9 protein-coding genes are annotated in these 20798 nt (G+C 68.0%); 3 read left to right on the top strand and 6 right to left on the bottom strand.

The genetic code is table 11. The features are described from left to right. The first annotated feature begins 320 nt into the window (after positions 1-320). Together AB0M82_RS35865 and AB0M82_RS35860 are read left to right on the top strand one after the other, a co-directional pair. Complete coding sequence (locus tag AB0M82_RS35865; RefSeq protein WP_364731784.1) at positions 321-1760, top strand: DUF1996 domain-containing protein; 1440 nt, start codon at positions 321-323, stop codon at positions 1758-1760. 110 nt (positions 1761-1870) lie between these two features. Continuing rightward, entirely contained in the window at positions 1871-2131 is a 261-nt protein-coding gene (locus AB0M82_RS35860; protein ID WP_364731782.1) for an FkbM family methyltransferase, read from the top strand. Positions 2132-2631: 500 nt separating this feature from the next. Here AB0M82_RS35860 and AB0M82_RS35855 read toward each other — a convergent pair whose 3' ends face one another. From AB0M82_RS35855 to AB0M82_RS35840, 4 genes are all read right to left on the bottom strand, one after another. Next, a complete protein-coding gene (locus AB0M82_RS35855; RefSeq protein ID WP_364731779.1) occupies positions 2632-2781 on the bottom strand; it encodes a hypothetical protein in 150 nt (49 codons plus the stop codon). A 600-nt stretch (positions 2782-3381) separates the two neighbouring features. Next, positions 3382-5817, bottom strand: a complete 2436-nt coding sequence (locus tag AB0M82_RS35850; RefSeq protein ID WP_364731776.1) for a non-reducing end alpha-L-arabinofuranosidase family hydrolase — start codon at positions 5815-5817, stop codon at positions 3382-3384. Positions 5818-6216: 399 nt separating this feature from the next. After that, positions 6217-6762, bottom strand: a complete 546-nt coding sequence (locus AB0M82_RS35845; protein ID WP_364731773.1) for a hypothetical protein — start codon at positions 6760-6762, stop codon at positions 6217-6219. After that, positions 6762-6962, bottom strand: a complete 201-nt coding sequence (locus AB0M82_RS35840) for a hypothetical protein (protein WP_364731770.1) — start codon at positions 6960-6962, stop codon at positions 6762-6764. The genes AB0M82_RS35845 and AB0M82_RS35840 overlap by 1 nt, the downstream gene beginning before the upstream one ends. A 170-nt stretch (positions 6963-7132) precedes the next feature. On the opposite strand from AB0M82_RS35840, the gene AB0M82_RS35835 reads away from it, so the two are divergent. Continuing rightward, positions 7133-10477 carry a tetratricopeptide repeat protein gene (locus AB0M82_RS35835; RefSeq protein ID WP_364731768.1) on the top strand — a complete coding sequence of 1115 codons (3345 nt, stop codon included), beginning with the start codon at positions 7133-7135 and terminating at the stop codon, positions 10475-10477. On the opposite strand, the gene AB0M82_RS35830 is transcribed toward AB0M82_RS35835, so the two are convergent. Beyond that, on the bottom strand, positions 10467-16670 hold the full coding sequence (locus AB0M82_RS35830) for an RHS repeat-associated core domain-containing protein (RefSeq protein WP_364731766.1): 6204 nt from the start codon (positions 16668-16670) through the stop codon (positions 10467-10469). The genes AB0M82_RS35835 and AB0M82_RS35830 overlap by 11 nt on opposite strands. Positions 16671-16684: 14 nt before the next feature. After that, entirely contained in the window at positions 16685-20797 is a 4113-nt protein-coding gene (locus AB0M82_RS35825) for a LamG-like jellyroll fold domain-containing protein (RefSeq protein ID WP_364731763.1), read from the bottom strand. Position 20798 lies beyond the last annotated feature (1 nt).

Here is a 20798-nt window from a genome sequence, read left to right as displayed (position 1 = left end):
GCTGGCGACGTCGGTGACCTACGGCTCGGTCGCCGAGGGGTTCGCCGGCGCGCCTCAATGAGCCATTCACGGCCTTCCGTTGACCGCTTGCGCGGCAGAGGAATCCTTAACTACCCAGCGATTTGGTAACGAAACGATAACGCAGTCAGGCCGACTTGAACCGCTTGCCCGAATTGCCCGTTTCCGTCTACGTCGGGACCAGTGGTCCTCCGGCCACTCCCCGGGTCCCGCGCGTCCGGACCGGACGTGCCGCCGGTTGCCGCCCAGGCCGCGCTTTACCTTGCCGCGCCTGGGGAAACCCGAACGAGGTGAACAACTCCATGCCCAGAAATCCCACCACGGGCCGACACCGCGTCACCCGCCGCACCAAGATCGCCACGCTCGGCATCGGCCTGGCCCTTGCCGCCGGCGCCCTCGTCGTCGCCACGACCACGGGCGGCACCGGCACGGCCGGAGCGTCCGAAGTGGACAAGTCGTTCTTCGTCGACATCACCCAGGTACCACCGGGCACGAACGTCAACCAGGCGCTGCAACGCCAAGGCGCGCGCGGGACGTTCACCGTGGACTGCGGCCGCAACGAGAACGGCCACTTCAACCCCGACAACTTCATCGCCCAGCCCGGTGTCCGCAACGGCGCCGAGCACCTGCACGACTACGTCGGCAACCTCTCCACCAACGCCGACTCCACCAACGAGAGTCTCGCCAAGGCGGGCACCACCTGCAAGAACGGGGACAAGTCGACGTACTTCTGGCCGGTCGTCCGCATCGACACCGAGGAAGACGAAGAGAACCCGCCCGCCAAAGACGTCTCCGGCGATCGTGAGCAGGCGAAACAGGAAAAGGCGGCCACGCAGGTGGACTGCCCCGACGTCGCCAGCAAGCTCGCCGACGTCCCCGATCCGGCGGCCGCCGAGGTCGAGCGCAACCTCGACCTGCTCGACAACCAGGTCAAAGAGGCCAACACCCGGATCGCCGGCGGCGACCTGAAGTCGGAGCAGGACATCCGCAACGCCGTCCTGAACCCGCTGACCGAGAAGCGGAAGGCGACGCTCGACCGCATCGCGATCGCCATCGGCCGCACCGGAGCGAAAGCGGAAAACCTCGGCGGCCTGGCCCCGTGCGCGTTGAAGCAAGGCGGGCAGGGCGGCCTGGACAACGGCGGCGGCAACAGCGACGGCAAGCCCGCCGAGCTGCCGGGCGTCAACGAAAACAACGAGATCGGCGACAACGAAGGCGAGATCCAGCGCGTCGAACGGGCCGACCTGACGTTCACCAGCGGCGGCGCGCGGCAGGTCGTGGCGATGCCGCAGTTCCTGCGGATCCTCTACGGCGACGCCAAGCAGAGCACGAACGGCCCGGCCAACGCCCGCCCGAGCTGGACGTGCAGCGGCTTCGAGGACCGGCTCACCGACAAGTACCCGATCTGCCCCGAGGGCAGCAAGGTGAAGCGCGTCCACGCCTTCCCGAACTGCTGGGACGGCAAGAACATCGACAGCGCCAACCACCGCACGCACATCGTGTTCTCCGACCAGCAGGGCCGCTGCCCGCAGGGCTTCAAGAACGTCCCGCAGCTGCGGATCACGCTGACCTACGACATCCCTCGCGACGTGCAGGTCAACGGACAGTACAAAGTGGACGCCTTCGAACAGGAAAAGCACAACCCGCGCTCGGACCACGACGACTTCGCCAACGTCATGGGCCAGCGCCTGATGAACCAGGTGGTCGGCTGCATCAACAGCGGCAAACGCTGCTCACAGTGACCGGGCCGAGCTGAGGCGGGCCGGCGCGACGAGGGGGGAGGGTACGCGCCGGCCCGCACGCTCAACCGTAGTGCGGCGCGGGCCGGCCCGCCGCGCAGTCGAACAACGTCATGCCCACCCTCGACGGACTCCGCGCGGCCGCCGGCCTGACCCGGCTCGACTTCGTCAAGATCGATGTCGAAGGCGGGGAACTTCACGTCCTGCAAGGCGGACAGCAGACCATCGAGACGTTCCGGCCGACAATGCTGATCGAGATCGAGGCGCGGCACACCGCACGCTACGAATACTCCCCGGACGACGTGGTGGACTGGCTGACGCGCCGCGGCTACACCATGCACGCCTGGCGGAACACGTCCGAAGCCGCCAACTAAGGTCCGCCCGGCCGACCCATCATTTGGCGTTGACAGTGGGGCGAAACCGGGGACACTTGATCTTGTCCCTGCCCCGGCACGGGCCGTCCTCAACCAAGATCCCCTTAACCTCATCGACCGGAGTAGGGACAGGTGCGCTCGGCCGCGCGCGGTCCGCCTTGACCCTGCGATACCCGCTTTTGTGGATCACGTCTTCCGGCGATCATCGAGGCTGATCGACATGTACCGTGACCAGCTGATCCGGTCTGTGCGCCGAGTGTGGATCCGTGGTCATCTGTGGTCGTCTCTCGCTCATTGGTGAGGGTAAGGCATGGGTTGGGCGCCGTGTCGGGAGCTCGGCCTGCACGTAACGATCCGGCGGTCGGCGAGTTGGAATCACAACGCCGGGCTGGTTGAAGTCGACTCCCGTGTATGACGAGTCGGGCTGTGCAGGCGCTGCTGGCTGCTGCCACGGGCCTTGCCCTGGTCGCATGTGGCCCGTCCTCAACGCCCGCGCCCGTTCACTCGGTGATGCCCCAGGTGTCACCGAGTCCGGCAACGACACAAACGCCGTCGGCTTCAACTTCGAAGCCGTCGACGTCTTCTGTGGCGCCGACGTCGGCGACAAGTGCTCCGCCGCGATCCACTACGAAGCGGGCGAGTTCTGCCAACGGGCCAGGCTGCGGACAGCGTGCCGTCACCGCAGGCAAGTTCAACCCCAAATGCCATGAGTACCAGGGCTATCTCGATCCTGGAGGACCTGGCCGGCAGAAGACCTCGGGCGATCTCCAACACGAGTATGGGTGTCAGCAGGGCTACATCCCGAAGGACGAATGTTGACCCGAGGTCCCCTATGCACTTACTCGCCCGATCGAGGACCGGCGCAGCCCGTCAAGCTGTAGCCGTTGTGCAGGGAAGACCCGGCTCCTTGGTCATGATCATTCATCCTCATTCGCGGGTGCCATGTGGGCAGAACGTGGTTGCCCGGATGTTCCAGGCTGCGCGCGTTCGTACTCCAGAGCATGAGTGCAATGCCGAAGTAGGCCTGGGCGGTCGTGATCGCAGGCTGCCTGATGGTGGTCGCCGCCGCGTTCGTGCCAGACCGGTTCACCTTCTTGTGCCAGGCCACGGGGGGTCAGCCAGGACCGGCTCAAGCGCCAGTTCTTCGCACCGCGGGCGCTGAATCGTAACGGTGCACACGCCTGCCTCGCGCCGCCGGTGCGGGAGGGGGCGATCCGTTGTACGCACCGGCGGCGGTCACCAGCTCCCGGTCAGCAGGTGGAGTTGGTCTGGGTCAGCAGGCCGAGCCGCCAGGGCAGGCTGTTGTAGTCGCCGCCCGCGCTGGGGTCTTTGCCTTGGTACAGGTACTGCATCCGGCACGGGCTGATGGTGAGCGTCTGGTCGGCGGTGCCGCTGCGGACCATCTCGCCGTGGCTGATGTCGGTCGTCCACGCGGAGCCGCTGAAGGTGACGTTGCTCGCGCCGGCGAACGGGTTGCTCTCGCTGGCGGCCAGCGGAGTCCAACTGCCGCCGAGCGACGACGACGTCCAGGACCGGAAGTACCGGCCGCGGGAGCCGATCGCTTCGACGATGAGCAGGTACTGGTTCTGCCCGGCGACCTTGTACACATTGGACGCCTCGAACAGGTTGTCGCGGTTACTGTCCTGCAGGGCGATGACGGTGTTGGTCATGCCGTTGGGGAAGTTGGCCACGCTGGTCTGGGAGCGGTAGAGGCGGCCGTTGTCGTCGGAGGAGAACAGGTAGCAGTTGGCGGCGTCGCAGATGACCCACATGTCGACCCAGTAGCCGTTACCGATGTTCTGCTGGATGATCGTCGGCATGCTGGAGTAGAAGTTCTTGGGCGCGCTCCACCCGTTGGGATTGCTGATGTCGGGATTGGTGGAGTACGACGCATTGCCGGTCTGGTAGACGAGGTACCACAGCCCCTGCGGCGCGAAGTAGAACACCTCCGGCGCGGCCCGGTAGCCGGAGCCGATCGGGGTCCGGTCCAGGTAGTAGTGCGTCGCCGAGCCGGCCTGCGACCAGTCCGTGAAGCTCAGGTAGACCATGTTGTAGCCCGAGGCGTTCGCGACGCTGGCGAACACGTGGTATTTGCCGTTGTAGTACACCACCGACGGGTCCTTGATTCCGGCGATGTTGTGGGTGGCGTCCGGCTTCGGCGCGATCAACGCACCGCCGGAGCTCCACTGGAAGCTCGACGGCAACGTCCCACTCGCCGGTGGCGGTGAGGACGGGGGTGGCGAGGACGGCGGCGTGGTGGTGGTGGTCGTGGTGGTGCCGCCGATGGGCACGAGGCTGAACTTCTGGTTGGCCTGCCCGCTGCAGTCGTACAGCTGGACCGGTGCCCCGTTGGCAGTGCTCCAAACGTCCAGGCAGCGCCCGGACCGCACGCCGGTGATGGTGCCGTTGGCGTTGACGTTCCACTGCTGGTTGGTCTGGCCGTTGCAGGCGTAGAGCTGGATCGCCGCGCCGTTGCCGGAGCCGGCGGCGTCCAGGCACATGGTGCCGTACACGGTCAACTGCTTGCCGGCGGTGTACGTCCACTGCTGGTTGACCTGGCCGCCGCAGTCGTAGAGCTCTACCCGGGTGCCGTTGTTCCGCGTCGCGCCGGGCACGTCGATACACCGGCCCGACTGAGTTCCGACGATCTGGTTGGCGCCGTTCGGCGGCGCCGTGCTCGTGGTGGGCGAGGTGGTCGGTGCAGGGGTCGGCGATGGGGTCGCAGAAGTGGTCGGCGAAGTGGCGTTGAGGGCGTTGAGCACCGCGGTGTACGCGGGCTTCTTGTTGCCGGAGCCGTCGAACAGCAGCGGGCTCTCGTTGGAACGCCACGAGTCGCTGTCTCGCACGCCCCAGACGCTGACGCCGACGCAGCGGGCCACGTTGAGGCAGGCCTGGGTCAGCCCGGCGTACTGCGTGGTGGATGCGTTGGTCACGTCGACCTCGGTCAGGGCCACGTCCACGCCGAGTGCGGCGAAACTCGACAGGGTGGTCTGGAAGTTGCCCGGCAGTGAGCTGCCGCCGGTGAAGTGGGTCTGCAGCCCGACGCAGTCGATCGGCACGCCCCGGTTCTTGAAGTCCCGGATCATGTTGTACACGCCCTGGGTCTTGGCGTACGACCAGTTCTCGATGTTGTAGTCGTTGTAGCACAGCTTGACCGACGGATCCGCCGCGCGGGCGGTGCGGAACGCCACCTCGATCCAGTCGTTGCCGGTGCCCTGCAGGTTCGACTGCCGGCGGCTGCCGTCCTCGTTGAACGCCTCGTTCACCACATCCCAGTACGCCAGCTTGCCCTGGTAGTGGGCCATCACCCCGTTGATGTGGTCGATCATCGCCTGCCGCAACGTGCTGCCGGACAGGCTCTGCATCCACCCTGGCTGCTGCGAATGCCACGCCAGCGTGTGCCCACGCACCTTCATCCCGCGCTGCGTGGCCCAGTTGTAGATCTGGTCGCCGGCGCCGAAGGTGAACTGCCCCCGCTGCGGCTCGGTCGCGTCGATCTTCATCTCGTTCTCGGCCGTCACCATGGTGAACTCACGGCCGGCGATCGTGGTGTACGCCGGGTCTCCGAGCCTCCCGCCCGCGATCGCCGTGCCGAAATACCGGCCCGACTGCGCCGCCGCCGCACCCAACGTGCTCGCTGCGGCGTCCGCCGACGGAATCATCACCACCACCGCGGCCACCGCCACGACAGCAAGCGTCCCCGCGACCAGCGCTCTGACGATGGGCGGTCGTTTCCGCCGAGCCGTGCCACGATGGATGGTGTGGTTTACCGCCATCATGGTCTCCTTCCTGGTCGGGGCCCGAGCCGTCTCTGGGGAACGACTGGACGTTTCATTCGAAAGAGGAAATCACAACCAAGGACCCCTGGCAGGCAACGGACGCGGGTGGCGGCCCCCCGTTGGGGGAGGGCGGGTGACCGCCACCCGCTTCTCGAACGGTGACTCTCCGAGGGAGAAAGAGTCACCGAGGTCGTGAGGGAGAGTGCGTCCCACGGCACTGTCCACTCACGACGGTGCGGCGTACCCCGACAGGCGCGCGCACCCGCCGAAGGCCTGCCCGCGAACCCGGGTCAGGCCTTCGACGCGTCAGGGGTGGGCGGGTTTGGTGACGGTGGGCACGGTCTTGTGTGCATCACCCTGTCCCTCGGTCGGATGGGGCTGCGTTGCGTGGTCGTTCGCGGCCGACGCCGGGGAGGGCGCAGCGCCCTTCGAGGGGTGATCGGCGTCGGCGAGGGTCTTCACGCAGTAGGCGTCGACCTTGTCCTTGCCGCCCGCGGTGGTGATCAGCACGGTGAACGCCGGGCTCTCCAAGGCTTTTCCGTGGTCCGATCCGGCGCCGGCGGTGTAGGCGTGGCACAGGCCGACCAGTGAGGGGGATGGGGACCCACTGGGACCGGCGCCGTTGCTCTTCGCGTCGCCGTGCGAGGGCTCGGCCGCCTCCGTGGTCGACACGCTCGACTTGGCCGAAGCGGTCGTCGGTGCCGACGAGCTCGCGGAGTGCGAGTCCGACGAACCGGACAGGTTGCCGGTCGCCGCCACCGCGGCGACACCCCCGGCGGTCACGGCAGCGGCCGCGGCGGCCGCCACCGCGAGCTTGGCCGTGAGCAGTTTCGCCAGCATCGTCTTGATCATCAAACGTCTCCGGGGTCGAGGAGCAGGGTCGAGACGAGCGGCCCGGAACGCCGCGTGTTCCCACGCAGTTCGGCCTCGCTCGCTGCCCCGGCCGCGGCGGCGAGCAAAGCGTTCAGCGCGTGGTCGCGCCCGCCCGGCGCGCCGTCGAGGAGTTCCTCGGCGGTGCGCCGGTCGAGTCGTCGAGAACGGTCCATGCTCATCTCACCTCCTTCAGCGTCGACGGTCTCATTTCTGTCACACCAGCTTCTGACCTGCGGCTTCTGTCTGGGTATGCGTGTCGTCCGTCGTGCCCGTGCTGTGCGGAGTCCGGCGAACGGAGGAACCTGAAGGGTGTTCGGGGCTAGACTTGCGTCCCGGCGATGGGGGGCATATGTCGGTGTTGACCTTCGGTCTACTCGGCCCGCTGGATGTGGTCCGCGATGGACATCAGATCGCGCTGAACACCGGCAAGCTACGCGTTGTGCTCGCCACGTTGCTCCTACGGGCCAATCGGACGGTGTCGGTCGACGAGCTGGTGGAACGGCTGTGGGGCGAGTCGGCACCGTCCGGTGCCCGCAAGACCGCTCAGCTCTACGCCATGCGGCTGCGGCGGGCGCTGGGTGACGACAGCCATCCGCGGCCGCTGGTGCTCACCCGCCCAGGCGGCTACGTGATCGAACTCGAGGCATCGGGGCAACTGGATATCAGCCGCGTCGATCAGCTGCACGGTGAGGCGAAGGCTGCCGCGCACGCGGGAGACCTCGTCGCCGAGTCGGCACTGCTCGGCAAGGCGCTGGCGTTGTGGCGTGGCCGTCCGCTCGACGACGTCCCATCGGAGTCCCTGCAGCGCGAGGTGGTGCCGAAACTCGAGGAGACGCGGCTTCTGCTGACCGGGCGCCGGCTGCAGATCGGCCTGGAACTCGGACGCCACCAGGAGATCATCGGCGACCTCGGCCAGCTCACCGGCGAGCACCCGTGGCACGAGCGGTTCTGGATCCAGCTGATCACGGCGCTGCACCGGTCGGGCCGCCTGGCCGAGGCACTCGACACCTGCCGCCGGATGCGGGAGCTGTTCCGCGCGGAACTGGGTATCGACCCGGGTGAGGAGCTCCAGCAGTTGCACCGGGAGCTGCTCGCCGGCAGCGTCTCCGCCTCGGCACCGGCGGCGGAGGCCCCGCCACGAGCGGTAGCCGGGACGACACCGTTCACGGCGTCGATCGATCAGCTGCCACCACCGGTCCGGCGCTTCGTCGGCCGGGCTCGTCTCGTGGAGAAGCTCACGGCGCTGGTCGTCGCCGGACCGGACCAGGACTCCGTGCCGATCATCAACGTGTCCGGCCCGCCGGGAATCGGGAAGACGGCGCTCGCCCTGCACGTCGCCCACCGGCTCGGCGCGCATTTCCCCGACGGTCACCTGTACGTGAACCTGCGGGGCTATACGGCGGATCCACCGCTCCCGCCGTCGGCAGTCCTGATCCGCTTCCTGCTCGCGCTCGGCGTGCCGCTCGGCCACATCCCGGTCGAGATCGACGAGCAGACCGCGCTGTACCGCAGCATGCTCGCCGGCCGCCGGATGCTGGTACTGCTCGACGACGCGGCCCATCCCGATCAGGTACGCCCGCTGCTGCCTGGGCGTCCGGGGTGCGTGGTGCTCGTGACCAGCAGAAGCGACCTCCGCGGGCTGGCGGCGACGCACGGGGTCGATCAACTCCGGCTGTCCGTGCTGAGCGCCGAAGACTCCGCGGAGGTGCTGGCCGGCCTCATCGGCGTCGAGCGCGCCTCTGCCGAGCCCGGCGCGGTCGCTGCCCTCGCCGCGACGTGCGCCCACCTGCCGCTGGCGCTGCGCATCGCCGGCGCCAACCTCGCCGCCGACCCGCACGGCAGCGTCGCCGGGTACGTCGAGGAGCTCCGGGAGTCCGGCACGCTGGCGAAACTCGCCATCGACGGCGACGAGCGAGCCGGCGTGCGGGTGGCCATCGACTCTTCCTACGACCGGCTGAACGTGGCGGACCGGCGGCTGTTCCGGTTGCTCGGCATGTCCTATGGCCTGGACTTCACCGTCCACGCCGCGGCGGCGGTCGCGGATCTGACGCCTGCCGGTGCGGCGAGCTCGCTCGACCGGCTGACCGCGGTCAACCTGCTGCACCGGCACGCGCCGGGGCGGTTCCAGATGCACGATCTGATCCGGGAGTACGCGGCGCAGCGGGCGGAGACCGACGACCCCGGCGTCGCCACCAAATCGGCGCTCGTCCGGCTGACGGACTTCTATCTGCACACGGCCGACCAGGCCGCCAGGCGCCTCTACCCCGGCGCGCCCTGGCTGCCGCTGCCCGCGCCGCCGAACTCGCGCCCCGCCACCGGCTTGACCACCGAGGCGGCATCCTTGCGCTGGTTGGACGCCGAGCGCCCCAACCTGCTCGCCGCGGTGATCAGGACGGCGGACTGGCCGGGCCACCGCCACAACGCCTGGCGGCTCATCGACGTCCTACGCGGCTACGTCGAATTGCGAGGCTGCCCGGTCGAGGCCTCAGCCGCATGTGAAGCCGCGCTCGGGGCGGCGGAGCGTGACGGTGACCATCGGGCGCAGGCCGCCGTCCTCGACATCAACGGGCTGATCTCATACAACCGCAGTGACTACCCGCGGGCGATCGAGTACCACACCAGGGCGCTGGAGCAGGCCAGGCTGGCGGATGACCTGGACGCCGAGTGCCACTGCCTCAACAACCTCGGCCGGGCATATGCCCAGCTCGGGCAACCACAACTGGCCGGGAGGCGCCACGAGGAAGCGCTCGCCGCGAGCAGGCGGGCAGGGAACCGGGAGGCCGAGGCGCTGGCGCTGCACGGCATCGGGACGACCAGGCTGGCGTTCGGGCGGCCCGTCGACGCCATCGAATGGCACCAGCGGGCGCTCGGTGTGTACGAAGCGATCGGCGACCGCCGGACGGGGTATCGCGCGTTGAACGGCCTCGGGCTGGCAAGCTGGGCGCTCGGCCGGCTGGACGACGCCGCGAAGTACCTCGAGGAGGCCCTCGGCTACTGCCGGGAGCTGGGCTTGGGTCCTGACGAGGCGGTCTCGCTGGTCTGCCTCGCCGAGACCAACTGCGACGCGGGCCGCTTCGAGGTCGCGGCCGAGCTGGCTCGCGAGGCGATCGAGCTGAGCCTCGAGGTCGGTGAACGGCGGATCGAGGCCGGCGGTTGGGAGATCCTCGCGACCGTGCGGCGCCGTCAGGGCCGGCACCAGGAGGCGATCGAGGGTTACGCGAAGGCGCTTCGGCTGGCCAAGGAAATCAGCATCACCTACAACGAGGCCTCCACACTGATCGGTCTCGCCGGTGCACACCGCGGTCTCGGCGATCCCGCGTCCGGTGCGGAGATGTGCCGGCAGGTTCTCGACACACTGAGTGGCAACGGCATGGACATCCTGGCGGGTGCCGCGCTGACCGAACTGGCCCGCGACCAGCTCCAGCTCGGGGAATTCGACGAGGCGGCCACGACGATCGAGCAGGCGCTCACCACGGCCGGGCAACGCGGGCAGCGGTTGGTCCATGCGCGTGCCCTGTGCGTACTCGGCCTGATCCACGCACGCACCGGCGAGGGAGACCGCGCGGACACGGCGTGGCGATCCGCGCTCGAGATCTTCACCGACATCGGCACCCCGGAAGCCGAGGAGATCCGTGAATGCCACATCGAGGGCCCTGACAGCCCTCAATGTGGCATTCACGGATTTACCGGGTGACCCAGGAATACTCCACACCGGCGCTGGCGTCCACGCCGAACTTGGGCCTGAACGTCGGGGTTCCCGTGACCAGGGTCCCGCCGACCGACGGCTTGCTGAATGTTGGCATGCCGTTCTTGTCGAAATCGACGCTTATCCCGGCGCTCCCGCTGATGCCCAGGCCCGCGCCGGCGGACGCTTCCACTCCCAAGCCCCAGCCTGCGGCGTCGTCCAGGTTGTGCGCTCCGAAGACATACTTCGTCGATTGACCGCCCGACACCGAAACACCCGCCGCGACAGCGACCCTCGCCGTATGCAGTACAGCCCCTGGCTCCTTGGCCGAAGTGCATTCCTCGTAGCCCGCCGAAGCCGGCTCCAGCGTGCCACCGACGCCTTCGCAGGTGAGCAGCAAACCTTTGCTGTCATCTGGTTCCGCTCTCGCGGCCAGCGCCTTGTCGTTCGCGACGGTCTGCTTGAACGCCTGCATCTGTCCCCAGCACGTCGCCATCGACGGGCCCCCGTTACCGAGGTAGGCGGGTGAGAAAGCGGGCGAATAGTTCCCCTTGCAGGCAGGCATGTTCGCCTTCCCGAAGTAGTCGCCGCAGAAGGCACCGATCGAGCCGACCCGATCCCAGCCGTCCCGGCACACTCGCGGCAAGGGAGCTTTGCCTGTCGCATAGGGACCGCCCTTCGCCTTCGCCGGAGGATCGAAGACGCTCGGTCCACCGGGCTGCGTGTGGGGGTTCCCGCCGACCGGGTAGGCACCGTGACCGTTCTGGCATTCGCCGTCCGGGCAACTCTGCGGGATCAACCCGGTCGGGTCCGACTTGGTGGCCGGGTTGTTGTCCGCGTACGCGTACGCGTTGAACTGCTGCGGACTCCCCAACGCCAGGATCGCGTCCACCGAAACGAACTTCCCGGTCTTCGCGTCGTAGTCACGAGCACCGAGATGGGTCAGCCCCGTCCCCGGATCCGGTGCGCCGCCGGCGAAGCCACGGCTGCTCGGCCAGTTCGCCGGCTGTGCCTGCCGTAGCCGGCCGAAGGGGTCGAGCAGGCGGCGGTTCACCTCGAACGAGCCGGCGTTGACCGAAACCGTGTCGCTCCCGGAGCGGTCCTGGAACATCCAGTTGACCCCGCCGGCACCGGCCGCCTTGCGGACGGCGATCGTGCTGCCGCCATAGGTGTAGAACCGGCTGCCCTTGGCGATGCCTGTCGCGGTGTCGTACCGGACTTCGCTCCCGTCGGGCAGGGTCAGCGTGGCGCCGGTGGCGTCCCGCGTCGTGAGCCGGTTGCCGTTGGCGTCGTAGGCATACGTGGTCACCGCGGCGCCCGCGGTCGCCGAGACGACCCTGTCCTCCACGTCCCATGCCAGTACCTGGTTGCCGCTGGTCGGCGCGGGCCTGCCGATGGTGCCACCTGTCTCGCTGTAGGCGTAGCTGTCGACCTTGGTGGGAGCCGGGCCCGTCGTGGTCACCGCCGTCGGCGCGTGCGGCCGCGGCGCGCCCGCGGCCGGGTAGTCGGACTGGCGCAAGGTGTCCTTCGCCCCGCCCAAACCGTGCGACCGGTCCGTCTTCCGGTTACCGACCTGGTCGTACCCGAAGGTTGACCAGTAGGGACTCGGGCCGCCGAGCGAACTGCCCGGGCCGGCGCAGTCCACGGTCGACGTCCACGCTTCGGTGATCCTGCGCAGGTAGTCGTTGCCGAAGCACTGCCGATCCTCGGCCACCCCAGGAACCTTGGTGGACAACGACTTCGCGTTGCCTCCGGGGTCGTACCCGTACGTCACGTCCGATTGCAGATCCGTGTTCTTCGCGTGTTCGACGGTCGTCCTCGACAGCCGGTGAGACGCGAGTTCGTAACCCCGGCGCTCCCAGGTCTCGGCGCCTTCGACACCGAGCCGCACCATTTCCCGTTCCCCGAACGGCGTGTACCGAGAGTACCCGACGTAGGTGTCCGCACCGGCCATCGTGCTCGGCATGCCGTAGTCGTCGTACCCGTAGCTGACCGTCTCCCCCGCCAGGTTGCCACCGAGCTTGGGCCGGGTCTCGGTGCGCAGGCTGCCGTCGGCGTTGTACCCGGCGGTCGACTTGTAGGTGCCCGCGAGCCCGGTCTCCGACGCCGGGATCGTCACGGTCGTGGCCGTCGGCCGGTAGGCGACGTCGTAGCCGGTGACCTCCGTTTTGTAGGCATCGGCGCCCACATAACGGGTGGAGGACGCGAGCAGGCCCTTCAGCGGCCCGTTCGTGTCCGTGACGGTGTCGTACGTCCACTCGGCCACTTTCCGTCCGACGGCCGAGTCGGCGCGCGTTTCGATCCTCCGCCCCAGCACGTCGTACTTGTGGGCGACGAGCTTTTGGCGTGCGTCCTTTTTGGTCAGCAGCTGTCCGGCGGCGTCGTAGGTCATGGTCGACTCGCCCTTGTCGGGATCCTTTGCCGAGATCCGCCTGCCGCGGACGTCATAGGTGTAGCTCCAGATGTTGCCCGCGGCGTCGGTCACCGTTTCCGGCAGCCCCGCCTTCGTGTAGCTGTATTTCGTGACGTCGGCGGCCGCGGTCGGAGTCGCCGACTGGTGCTGGCTCAGCTGGATTGCCCGGCCACGTGCGTCGAGCAGCGTGGTCGTCGCCGTCTCACCCTTGGGCGGGGTCACTGCGGTGCTGTCACCACGGTGTTCGACGCTGCTCCGCCACTGCTCGAGACCCGCGCTGCGGAACACCGAGGCTGTCGTCCGTTCGGCACCGTCGTATTCGGTGGTGGTCTGAGACGGCACATCGGCGTCACCGCCGGTCGTGGCGACCAGACCCTTGCCCGCCGAGCCGGCGGCCAGGTAGCTGCCGTTGGCCTTGACTTCAAGACCGCGGGAGTCGTAGATCGTGTCCGTGAGCACGCGGCTTTTCTGGCCCGGCATCATCCAAGCCGGCGACTGTGTTTGCCGGGACCTGCCGAATCCGTCGTATAGCGCGTAGGACGTGACGTAGTTTTCGTTGGCCTTCAACGTCTGTGTGGTGACGGAGCTGACACCGTCGTTGCGGACGTCGTAGCCGTAGATCACGTGCCCCGACTCCTGGCTGTCTTTGGAGCGACCGGGTTTCCACACCTGGGTGACCCGGCCGAGCGGGTCGTAGGCGACGTCGGTCCGCCGGCCGTTGACATCCACCGTTTGGACCGCCTTGCCGGTGGTCCGATCCAGGGTCGTCACGGTCGCATTGCCCGCCGGGTCGGTCGACGTGGCCTTGGCAGGCGGCCCGGAGGTCGGTTCGTAGGCCACTTTGGACGTCCGGCCGAGCGCGTCGGACGTGGTCAGCCCACGGCCGTAGCCGTCGAACGTCGCCACGCCATTGGTGACGTAACTCGGCTTCCCATCGGGATAGCCGTCGACGACCTCGGTGCGTATCGTCGCGCCCGTGGTCGGCGGAGCACCCAGTCCGCCGTCGTCGTAGAAGGTGCGGACGTCGGAGATCGAATCCCCGGGGAAGGCGGCGGCCGCGCCGCAGGCGACACCGACGGTGACTTCCTGGCTCGGCAGGGTCAGCACCAGTTTGCCGGGATCACGTGCGTAGCCGATGGTTTTGCACCGGTCGTCCTTCGGATCGCCGACATCACCGAGGTCGTTCACCTGGGTGAGGATGCCCTCGTCGTTGTACGTGCTGGTCGACTCGGTCCGCCGGGCGCCACCGGAGGCCAGTGCCGTCCGGCCGTGGGTCGTCCCGGGCTGTACGACGTAGGCGAGGTGACTGCCCTGCTTCGCGGTCTGCCGGCGGAAGGGGTCGGTGACACTGCCCGAAACCTCGGCTCCCGCGGTTCCGTTGAAGGTGATCTCTTCCCGGAGGAATCCGGCCAGTCCGTCGGAATCCTCGGCGCTTCCCCCTTGGGAGTCCTCGACCGAGACCGGCTTGACGCCACCCTCTCGGTTGAGCCTGTCCCCGTTCATGCCACGGAAGTAGCGATACTCCTTTTTGGACGCCTTGACGCCGGGGTCGGCGGCCGGGTCGCCGTGGCGCTCGATCACCTTGCCGTAGCCGCGCCAATCCGCCCAGGTCTGCTTGTCGGCCGGGACGAGCGGGCTGTCGCCGAAGTGCCAGGCCCCGCCGTCCAGATATTCGTAGGTGGTCAGCTCCGCGAGCGCGCCACCGACCAGGTCACTCTTGACGATCTGCCCCACGACATACTTGGTGAACCAGTCGTCCCTCGGTTCGACCTGCCCGAACGACCACCGGACGGGGAAACATCGCTGCTTGTTGGCTTCCGGCACCGGCAGCGAAGCCGGGGTGCAGTCGACGGGCGCCCAGTTGACCTGCACCGACCCGCCGGTCTCGTTGCGCACCGCCGCGATCCGGTACTTGTTCATCGGCGGCAACCCATCCGTGGCACTGTTGACCCGGTTGGCCTGCGCGTCACCGTTGAACACGACCGGCGGTTCCGCGGCACTTCCGCCTGCCAGCCCGGTGTGCGTCACACTCTTGAGCCACAGCGCGGCGCTTGTCTTGTCCCCCGGATCGGGATAACTCTGGTCGAGCGCCCACGAATCCACCGGCTTGTCCACCATCTTCGTGGTCACCTTCGCCAGCCGCTTCGACGAGAAGAAGGTAGGCGAATACTTGTCACAGGTCGCGGTGTCGCACTGCTGATCCCACGGAGTGTCCACATAGGATTCCTTGGTGTGCTGCGCGCAGTCCGCTCCCGGCACGCACCGATCCGCGATATCGAAGTCGACGACGGCCGGTGCCGCGCCGGCGATCTGCTCGTTGGCACCGTACTCGACGCGGCGCAACGTGCCGCCGCGCGTGTAGCCGGCCGTGGCCCGCCCGACGTCGATCCCGTAGCTGTTGCGCTCTACGTCGTAGAAGTACTTGATCGTGTTGTGGTGACGGTCGACCACGTAGTCGAGATTCCACGTCCACGCCTGATCGCAGGAAGACCCGGCGTAGTCGGCGCCGTGGCACGGCTCATCCGGGTCGTTGCCGAACACCGGCACGGTCCACGTGGACTGCGTCTCCTTTTTGGACCCGAAGTAGTACTGGGTTCCGTCGGTCGTCGTCACCCGCCAGTGGTTGCCGTCGCGGTCGCCGTTGTCCGCGCCTGCCAGGTACTCGACCCGGGTACCGTCGTCGTTCCTCGGCCGCCAGGTCTTGGCGTCGTCGTCGAAGATCAGCTCGCTGGAGTGGCTCCCGAACGACATCGTGGCGTAGTTGCCGGCCCAGCACAGGTCGCCGGTCTTCGGCTCGACCCCGTCGTCGGCACACGGCTTGAACTGCCACGAAATGGCGCCCGCGCCGAGACTCCAGCCGTCACCGACCCAGGATGCCTGGTTGTTGGTCGAGACGACCCGGCCGTCGATGGTGCCGGAGCTGTAGGACAGGCCGAGGCTCGGTGCCAGCCCGCCCGGCACCTCGGGCATCTTGAACGGGTATTGCCAGGTGAAGGTTCCGCTCTGGAGGCCGACGCCCCACGACCCGGCCGGGGACAGCGGCGTCGCCGTGTAGTCGCCGGTGGGTCCGGCGGGAGCCGCGGCCAGCGCGAACACCGAACCGGCGGGTTCCGCCGTCACCGCGGCCGAAGCCCGCCCGGCCGCCGCATCGTTCCTGGTCGCCAGCGGCTTCTTGGCGCGGCATTCCGCCCGGTCCGGGGTGGTGGCCGCGCAGGACGGCAGTGTCACGACCTGGAGCCGGGACGCCCAGTCCCCACCGAACGCGCCACGGAAGGCCGAGTAGTCGAACTCGGCGGTCACCGGTGCCGCCTTGTTCATCCCGTCCGCGCGGCTGAGCCGCACCATGACGCCGGGGGTGCCGGCCCGTTCGGCGAGTTTCCGGTCAAGGACCTCGACGCGCACCTTTGCCGGTTGCGCGGCGGCCGGGCCGACGCCAGAGGTCGGCGGAATGAGCCGGACCGGCAGGTTCCCGGCCGGCACGGCCTGCTTCGCCTGCGGCTTCGCCGGGGTGAGGTCGACATCGGTCACCCCGGCCGCCGGCCAAGCGACCTTCTGGGCACCGCGCAACGCTCGAGCCACGGTGAAGTCGGGCGGGGGAGCCTTGACCGGCACAGCTGCTACCGACACCTCCTCGGGCGCGCTGAGCGGCGCCGGATCACCGGGCGGCCGGGCCGCCATCGCCGTTCCCGGCAACGCGACCACCAGTGACCCGGCGAGCATGACGGCGGTGACGACCACCCGGCGTCTCCGCCGGTCCGGCGTCGTCGTCTTCACTCTGACAGTGTTCATTTCATTCCCCCAGTTCACGGCACAACCACATAGCCGAGCACGTCGACGACGTCCTGGCCCTCGCAGTCGTCGGTGATCGAGTCGAACCGATCGACGGGCGTTTTCCCGTCGGGATCGAGCGTCTTGCATCGGGACAACGGCAAGCTCCGCAGCCCGGCCGGTGGACTGGCCCAGATCCAGCCCGCCTGACCCAGTGCTGTCTTTCCTTCACAGCCGGCCGAAAGGGAGCTGAACTTGTCGCCGTTGATCTCACACAGCATCAAAGGCACCGTGCCTGCCGTCGCGGACGTCGAAACCGCCCACATCGATCTCTCACGTTGGTAAGGCGCCGGCACGCCACCGATACTTGTCCGGCGGTCGGCCCCGAGATCGGTCTTGAGGTATCGGCTGAGCATCGCGTAGCTCAGGACGTAACCGAGCGGACCGTCCACGGGGAATCCCTCGCAGTCCGACCTCAATGATTCGAAATGCTCATATTTCGGTGCGCCGGTGTGACATCGGTAAAGCATCTGCGTCGGTTCGCCGGCCGGCTGCGCCTGGTATACCGCACCCAGCGTGCCCAGTTTCGTCCAGCCCTCGCAGTTGGGGTCGTGGGACGTCACTTCGTCCATCCCGGGGAACCGGCAGGAATACAGCGGCAAGGTGCCGGGAGTCCCGACCGGTACCAGCCAGCCGAGTGGGTGCTCCAGCCGATAGCCTCGCGGCACCGGGCCGCTCGCCGAGAAATGATCGGCGTCATAGCTGATATAGCGCGCGAGCGCGCCTGACCACGCACGATCGGTCACCGGGTCGAGACGTTCCTCATTGATCTCGGCCGCCGTCCGGACCCCCGAATACAGGTGCACCTCATCGATCGAGCCAAGGAAGGGGTCGGCCTGCCGGCCCGCCCACTTGCCCCGGCCGATCTGCAGCGGCTTGGCGGCGTTCGTCTGGATTCCACCGGGCGTCGGCGTATTCGCGACCTGCACACCGTCTACGTACAACCGGATCTCGGGCACGGAAGCGTCATAGACACCGGTCAGGTGCACCCAGCTACCGGTCGCCGCCTTCGGGTCCTTGGGTGCCGGTGCGCTGAACATCGTCGCGCCGTCGGCGTCGGACTGGGGCACCGAGAACACCCAGTTCTGGTGAACAGTGTGCCACATCAGAGAGAAACCGCTGTTGCGCTCACCGTCCTGGCTGACCGCGATCCGGGTTTCGCCGGCTCTGTCCATGTTCACGAACGCACTGACGGTGAAACTGTTGTCGGTGCGCACCGCGGGACCTTCGGCGGACACCGAACCCGACCCGTTGAACCGCAATGATTTTCCGACTTTGCCGGGCGCCCAGGTCACCCCTGGTTGCAGCGTCGCGGCCCGGTAGTTGCCGGACGCGTCCGTGGTGGTGGTACCCGTGCCCTCATCCAGCCGGAAGGACGCTTCCTCCGTAGCGGGCCGGGTGGCCAGCTTGTCGATTTCGGTGGCCTCGGCCACCTTCACGTCCGGCAGCGCGCGGTTGTAGACCTTGACCTCGTCGATCGCCCCCGCCCAGTTGTCACCTTGGTTGCCGTCCCACATCGCCCGGCCGATCTGCAAGGCTCCGGCCGACGGCTGCGGCGGCCCGGAATCAGCCGTACCGGCGAGCACGCCGTTGACATAGATTTCGATGCGGTTCTCCGACGAGTTGTAGACCCCGGTCAGATGGGTCCACATGCCGAGTTGCGGCGGGCTCTTCGCGAACGCGTACCGCAGGTCGGGCACTCCGTTGTTCTCATTGGTCACGAAGAGTCCCCAGGCGTTCACCTGACCGCCGATGTAGTTCAACGAGAACCTGGAGAACTTGGTGCCGTCCTGACTGACCGCCGCGTGAGTCACGCCGTCGCTGCGATCGAGCCGTACCCACGCGCTGACCGTGAAACTCTCGGTGGTGTTCACGCTGGGACCGCCCGCGGTCGACACCCATGCGCCGGGGGTCCTGCCGTCGAACTCCAGCGCGTCACCGACCCTGCCGCCGACCCACTTGGCCTTGCCCGCGGCGAAGGATCCGTCGTGGGCGGGGTCGACGGCGCTGAGCACGGTGGTCGACGGGTTGCGGCCGTCCAGCTTCCAATAGCCCGTCGGAGTGCTGGGCACGCCGACTCGGAACCGGTAGTCCTTGGTCTTGTCGGCCGGCGCTCGGTTGCCCGCCCGGTCCGCGCTGACCACGTGAAGCGTGTACGGATCGCGCGTCGGCGGCGTGATGTAGGCGGTGGCCTTTCCGTTCACCGCCTTGGCGATCTTCTCCTCCTGGCCGTCGAGCCGGTACCTGAACTCCGCCACATCCGTGTCACCGTTGGCGTTGAATTCGAACGCGGCCGTTTGCCCTGGCGCGCCGCCTTCGCCGTTTTCCGGATAGACGGTGGATGTGACGGACGGCATCGTGTTCGGCGGCGTGAGATCGACGGTGATGTCGCACCAGCTCGAGTAGTCCCCGGCGAAATCGTGGATGTCCCTGCCTTGGACCCGCCAGGCGATTTTCGAGCCGTCCTTGAAGGACCCGTCGGGAATCCTGAGACGGAACTCCGAGCCGGACTCCTGGAACTCCATGTCCTGCGAGCCGATCTCCCCGGCGAACCGGTTACCCCAGGCGAAGTGGGCTCGCACCCGGTCGCCGTTCGGGTCGGTGATCCTCGCCTTCAATATCGGAGTCGCCGTCGTGATGTACGGCTCGTTCGGTTCCGTGCCGCACGGACCCTTCGGCTCCGACGCCAGATCACTCGGCGCGAACGGGCGGTTGTTGTAGGTCACGATCAGGTTGGGGTTCGGGTCGAACTTCTTCCAGGAGAGATTTCCTTCGCGGGAGGCGCCCTCGTCGCCGGAAACGAGCCCGAACGTCACAGTCGAACCCCAGGCATTGATCGAGCTCGCCACCGCGCCGCCGACGTCGAAGCCGACCCAGTCGGGGCCGCAGCCGGGGTAGCCGTGGGCGACCTCCGCCCAGCCGACCTTCGAAATCCAGCCAGGCTGGTTGTTCCAGTTCAACCCGGCGTCGATGCCACCGGTGTGGTAGAGGTCGACCCACTTCGGCGCGCAGGAAGGCGCGTGGACCTCGAGGAAGTTGGCCTCGGCACCCAGGACCTGGCTGCCGAGCAGCGCGCTGATGTCGAACTGGAAATACGAACGGATCCGGACCGTCGGCGATTCCCAAGACGAGTAACCGACCTTGGCGACACCGTCGCCGTCCCCACCCCAGTAGGTGTTCCCCCGATAGCCGGACGGCTCGTCGTAGACCAGCCCCCAGCCATTCTGGCCCGTACTCCAGGTCGGGTCGATCTCGACGGGGAACCGCGTCCCCGGATCGGTCAGCATCTTCTGGTCCGGCACCAACCTGAGCTGCTTGCTGGACAGTTCCACGGGGATGATCGCCCGCCGCTGCGGCCGCTCCCCCGCCTGGGGCACCTTCGCGCCCGCGTCCCACATCTGGGCCGGCGGAGCCTGGAAGACGACCTTGCCACCATCATCCGTCGCGTTCAGTACGCCGCCGGCGCCCGCCCGCACCGAAATTCCCTTCGTCTCGAGTCCAAAAGAGACCTTGGCCAGCCGCGGATTGCGCGCCGCGGCTGGCGTCTTGACCACGAGAACGTGCGAGAAACCCGCGACGTCGGCCTTCACCCGCAGGTCGACGCCGGGCAACACCTCGGCATAGGTCGCGGAATCCCCGGACAGGGTCGGCGCGGGCAAGGTGTCCGGCCACCGCAACGTCAGTTGCCTGCCGTCCTTGCCTAAGCGCACGAGCGGCGCCGAGCCGCCGCCGGAGAACTCGAGTGGGGTCGCGGCGGCCCTGGGCGAGACCGCTCCCGCCGCGTCGCGCTCAAGTGTCCGGTCCACCGGGACCCAGCCGCCGCCCCGGCGCGCCCGCACCGGGAGCACGTGCTGCTCCAGTGTCATCCTGCCATCGGGATTGGCGAAGGTCTGCGAAGTCTCGGTGGTCTTTTCCGCCACCTCGACCCGCTCGCCCGATGCCAGCGCGGTGATCATCGCTGCCGTCGAACCGTCCTTGAGCGGTCCCGCGGGCGCAGCGTGGATGGCCGGAGCGGCGGAAACCAAGCCGGCCATGAGGAGCCCGGACAGCACACCCGAGACAAGACGACGTGATGCGAGCACAGACACC

This window comes from Amycolatopsis sp. NPDC051128, assembly GCF_040682715.1.
Taxonomy (GTDB): Bacteria; Actinomycetota; Actinomycetes; order Mycobacteriales; family Pseudonocardiaceae; genus Amycolatopsis.
Note: the sequence above shows the minus strand (reverse complement) of the source record. Positions and strands in the feature narration are given on the sequence as shown.

Excerpts from the sequence above, each read along its gene's own strand:
- AB0M82_RS35845 (WP_364731773.1), bottom strand. The coding sequence starts at position 6,762 with ATGATCAAGACGATGCTGGCGAAACTGCTCACGGCCAAGCTCGCGGTG.
- AB0M82_RS35830 (WP_364731766.1), bottom strand. The coding sequence starts at position 16,670 with ATGAACACTGTCAGAGTGAAGACGACGACGCCGGACCGGCGGAGACGC.
- AB0M82_RS35840 (WP_364731770.1), bottom strand. The coding sequence starts at position 6,962 with ATGAGCATGGACCGTTCTCGACGACTCGACCGGCGCACCGCCGAGGAA.
- AB0M82_RS35860 (WP_364731782.1), top strand. The coding sequence starts at position 1,871 with ATGCCCACCCTCGACGGACTCCGCGCGGCCGCCGGCCTGACCCGGCTC.
- AB0M82_RS35835 (WP_364731768.1), top strand. The coding sequence starts at position 7,133 with ATGTCGGTGTTGACCTTCGGTCTACTCGGCCCGCTGGATGTGGTCCGC.
- AB0M82_RS35865 (WP_364731784.1), top strand. The coding sequence starts at position 321 with ATGCCCAGAAATCCCACCACGGGCCGACACCGCGTCACCCGCCGCACC.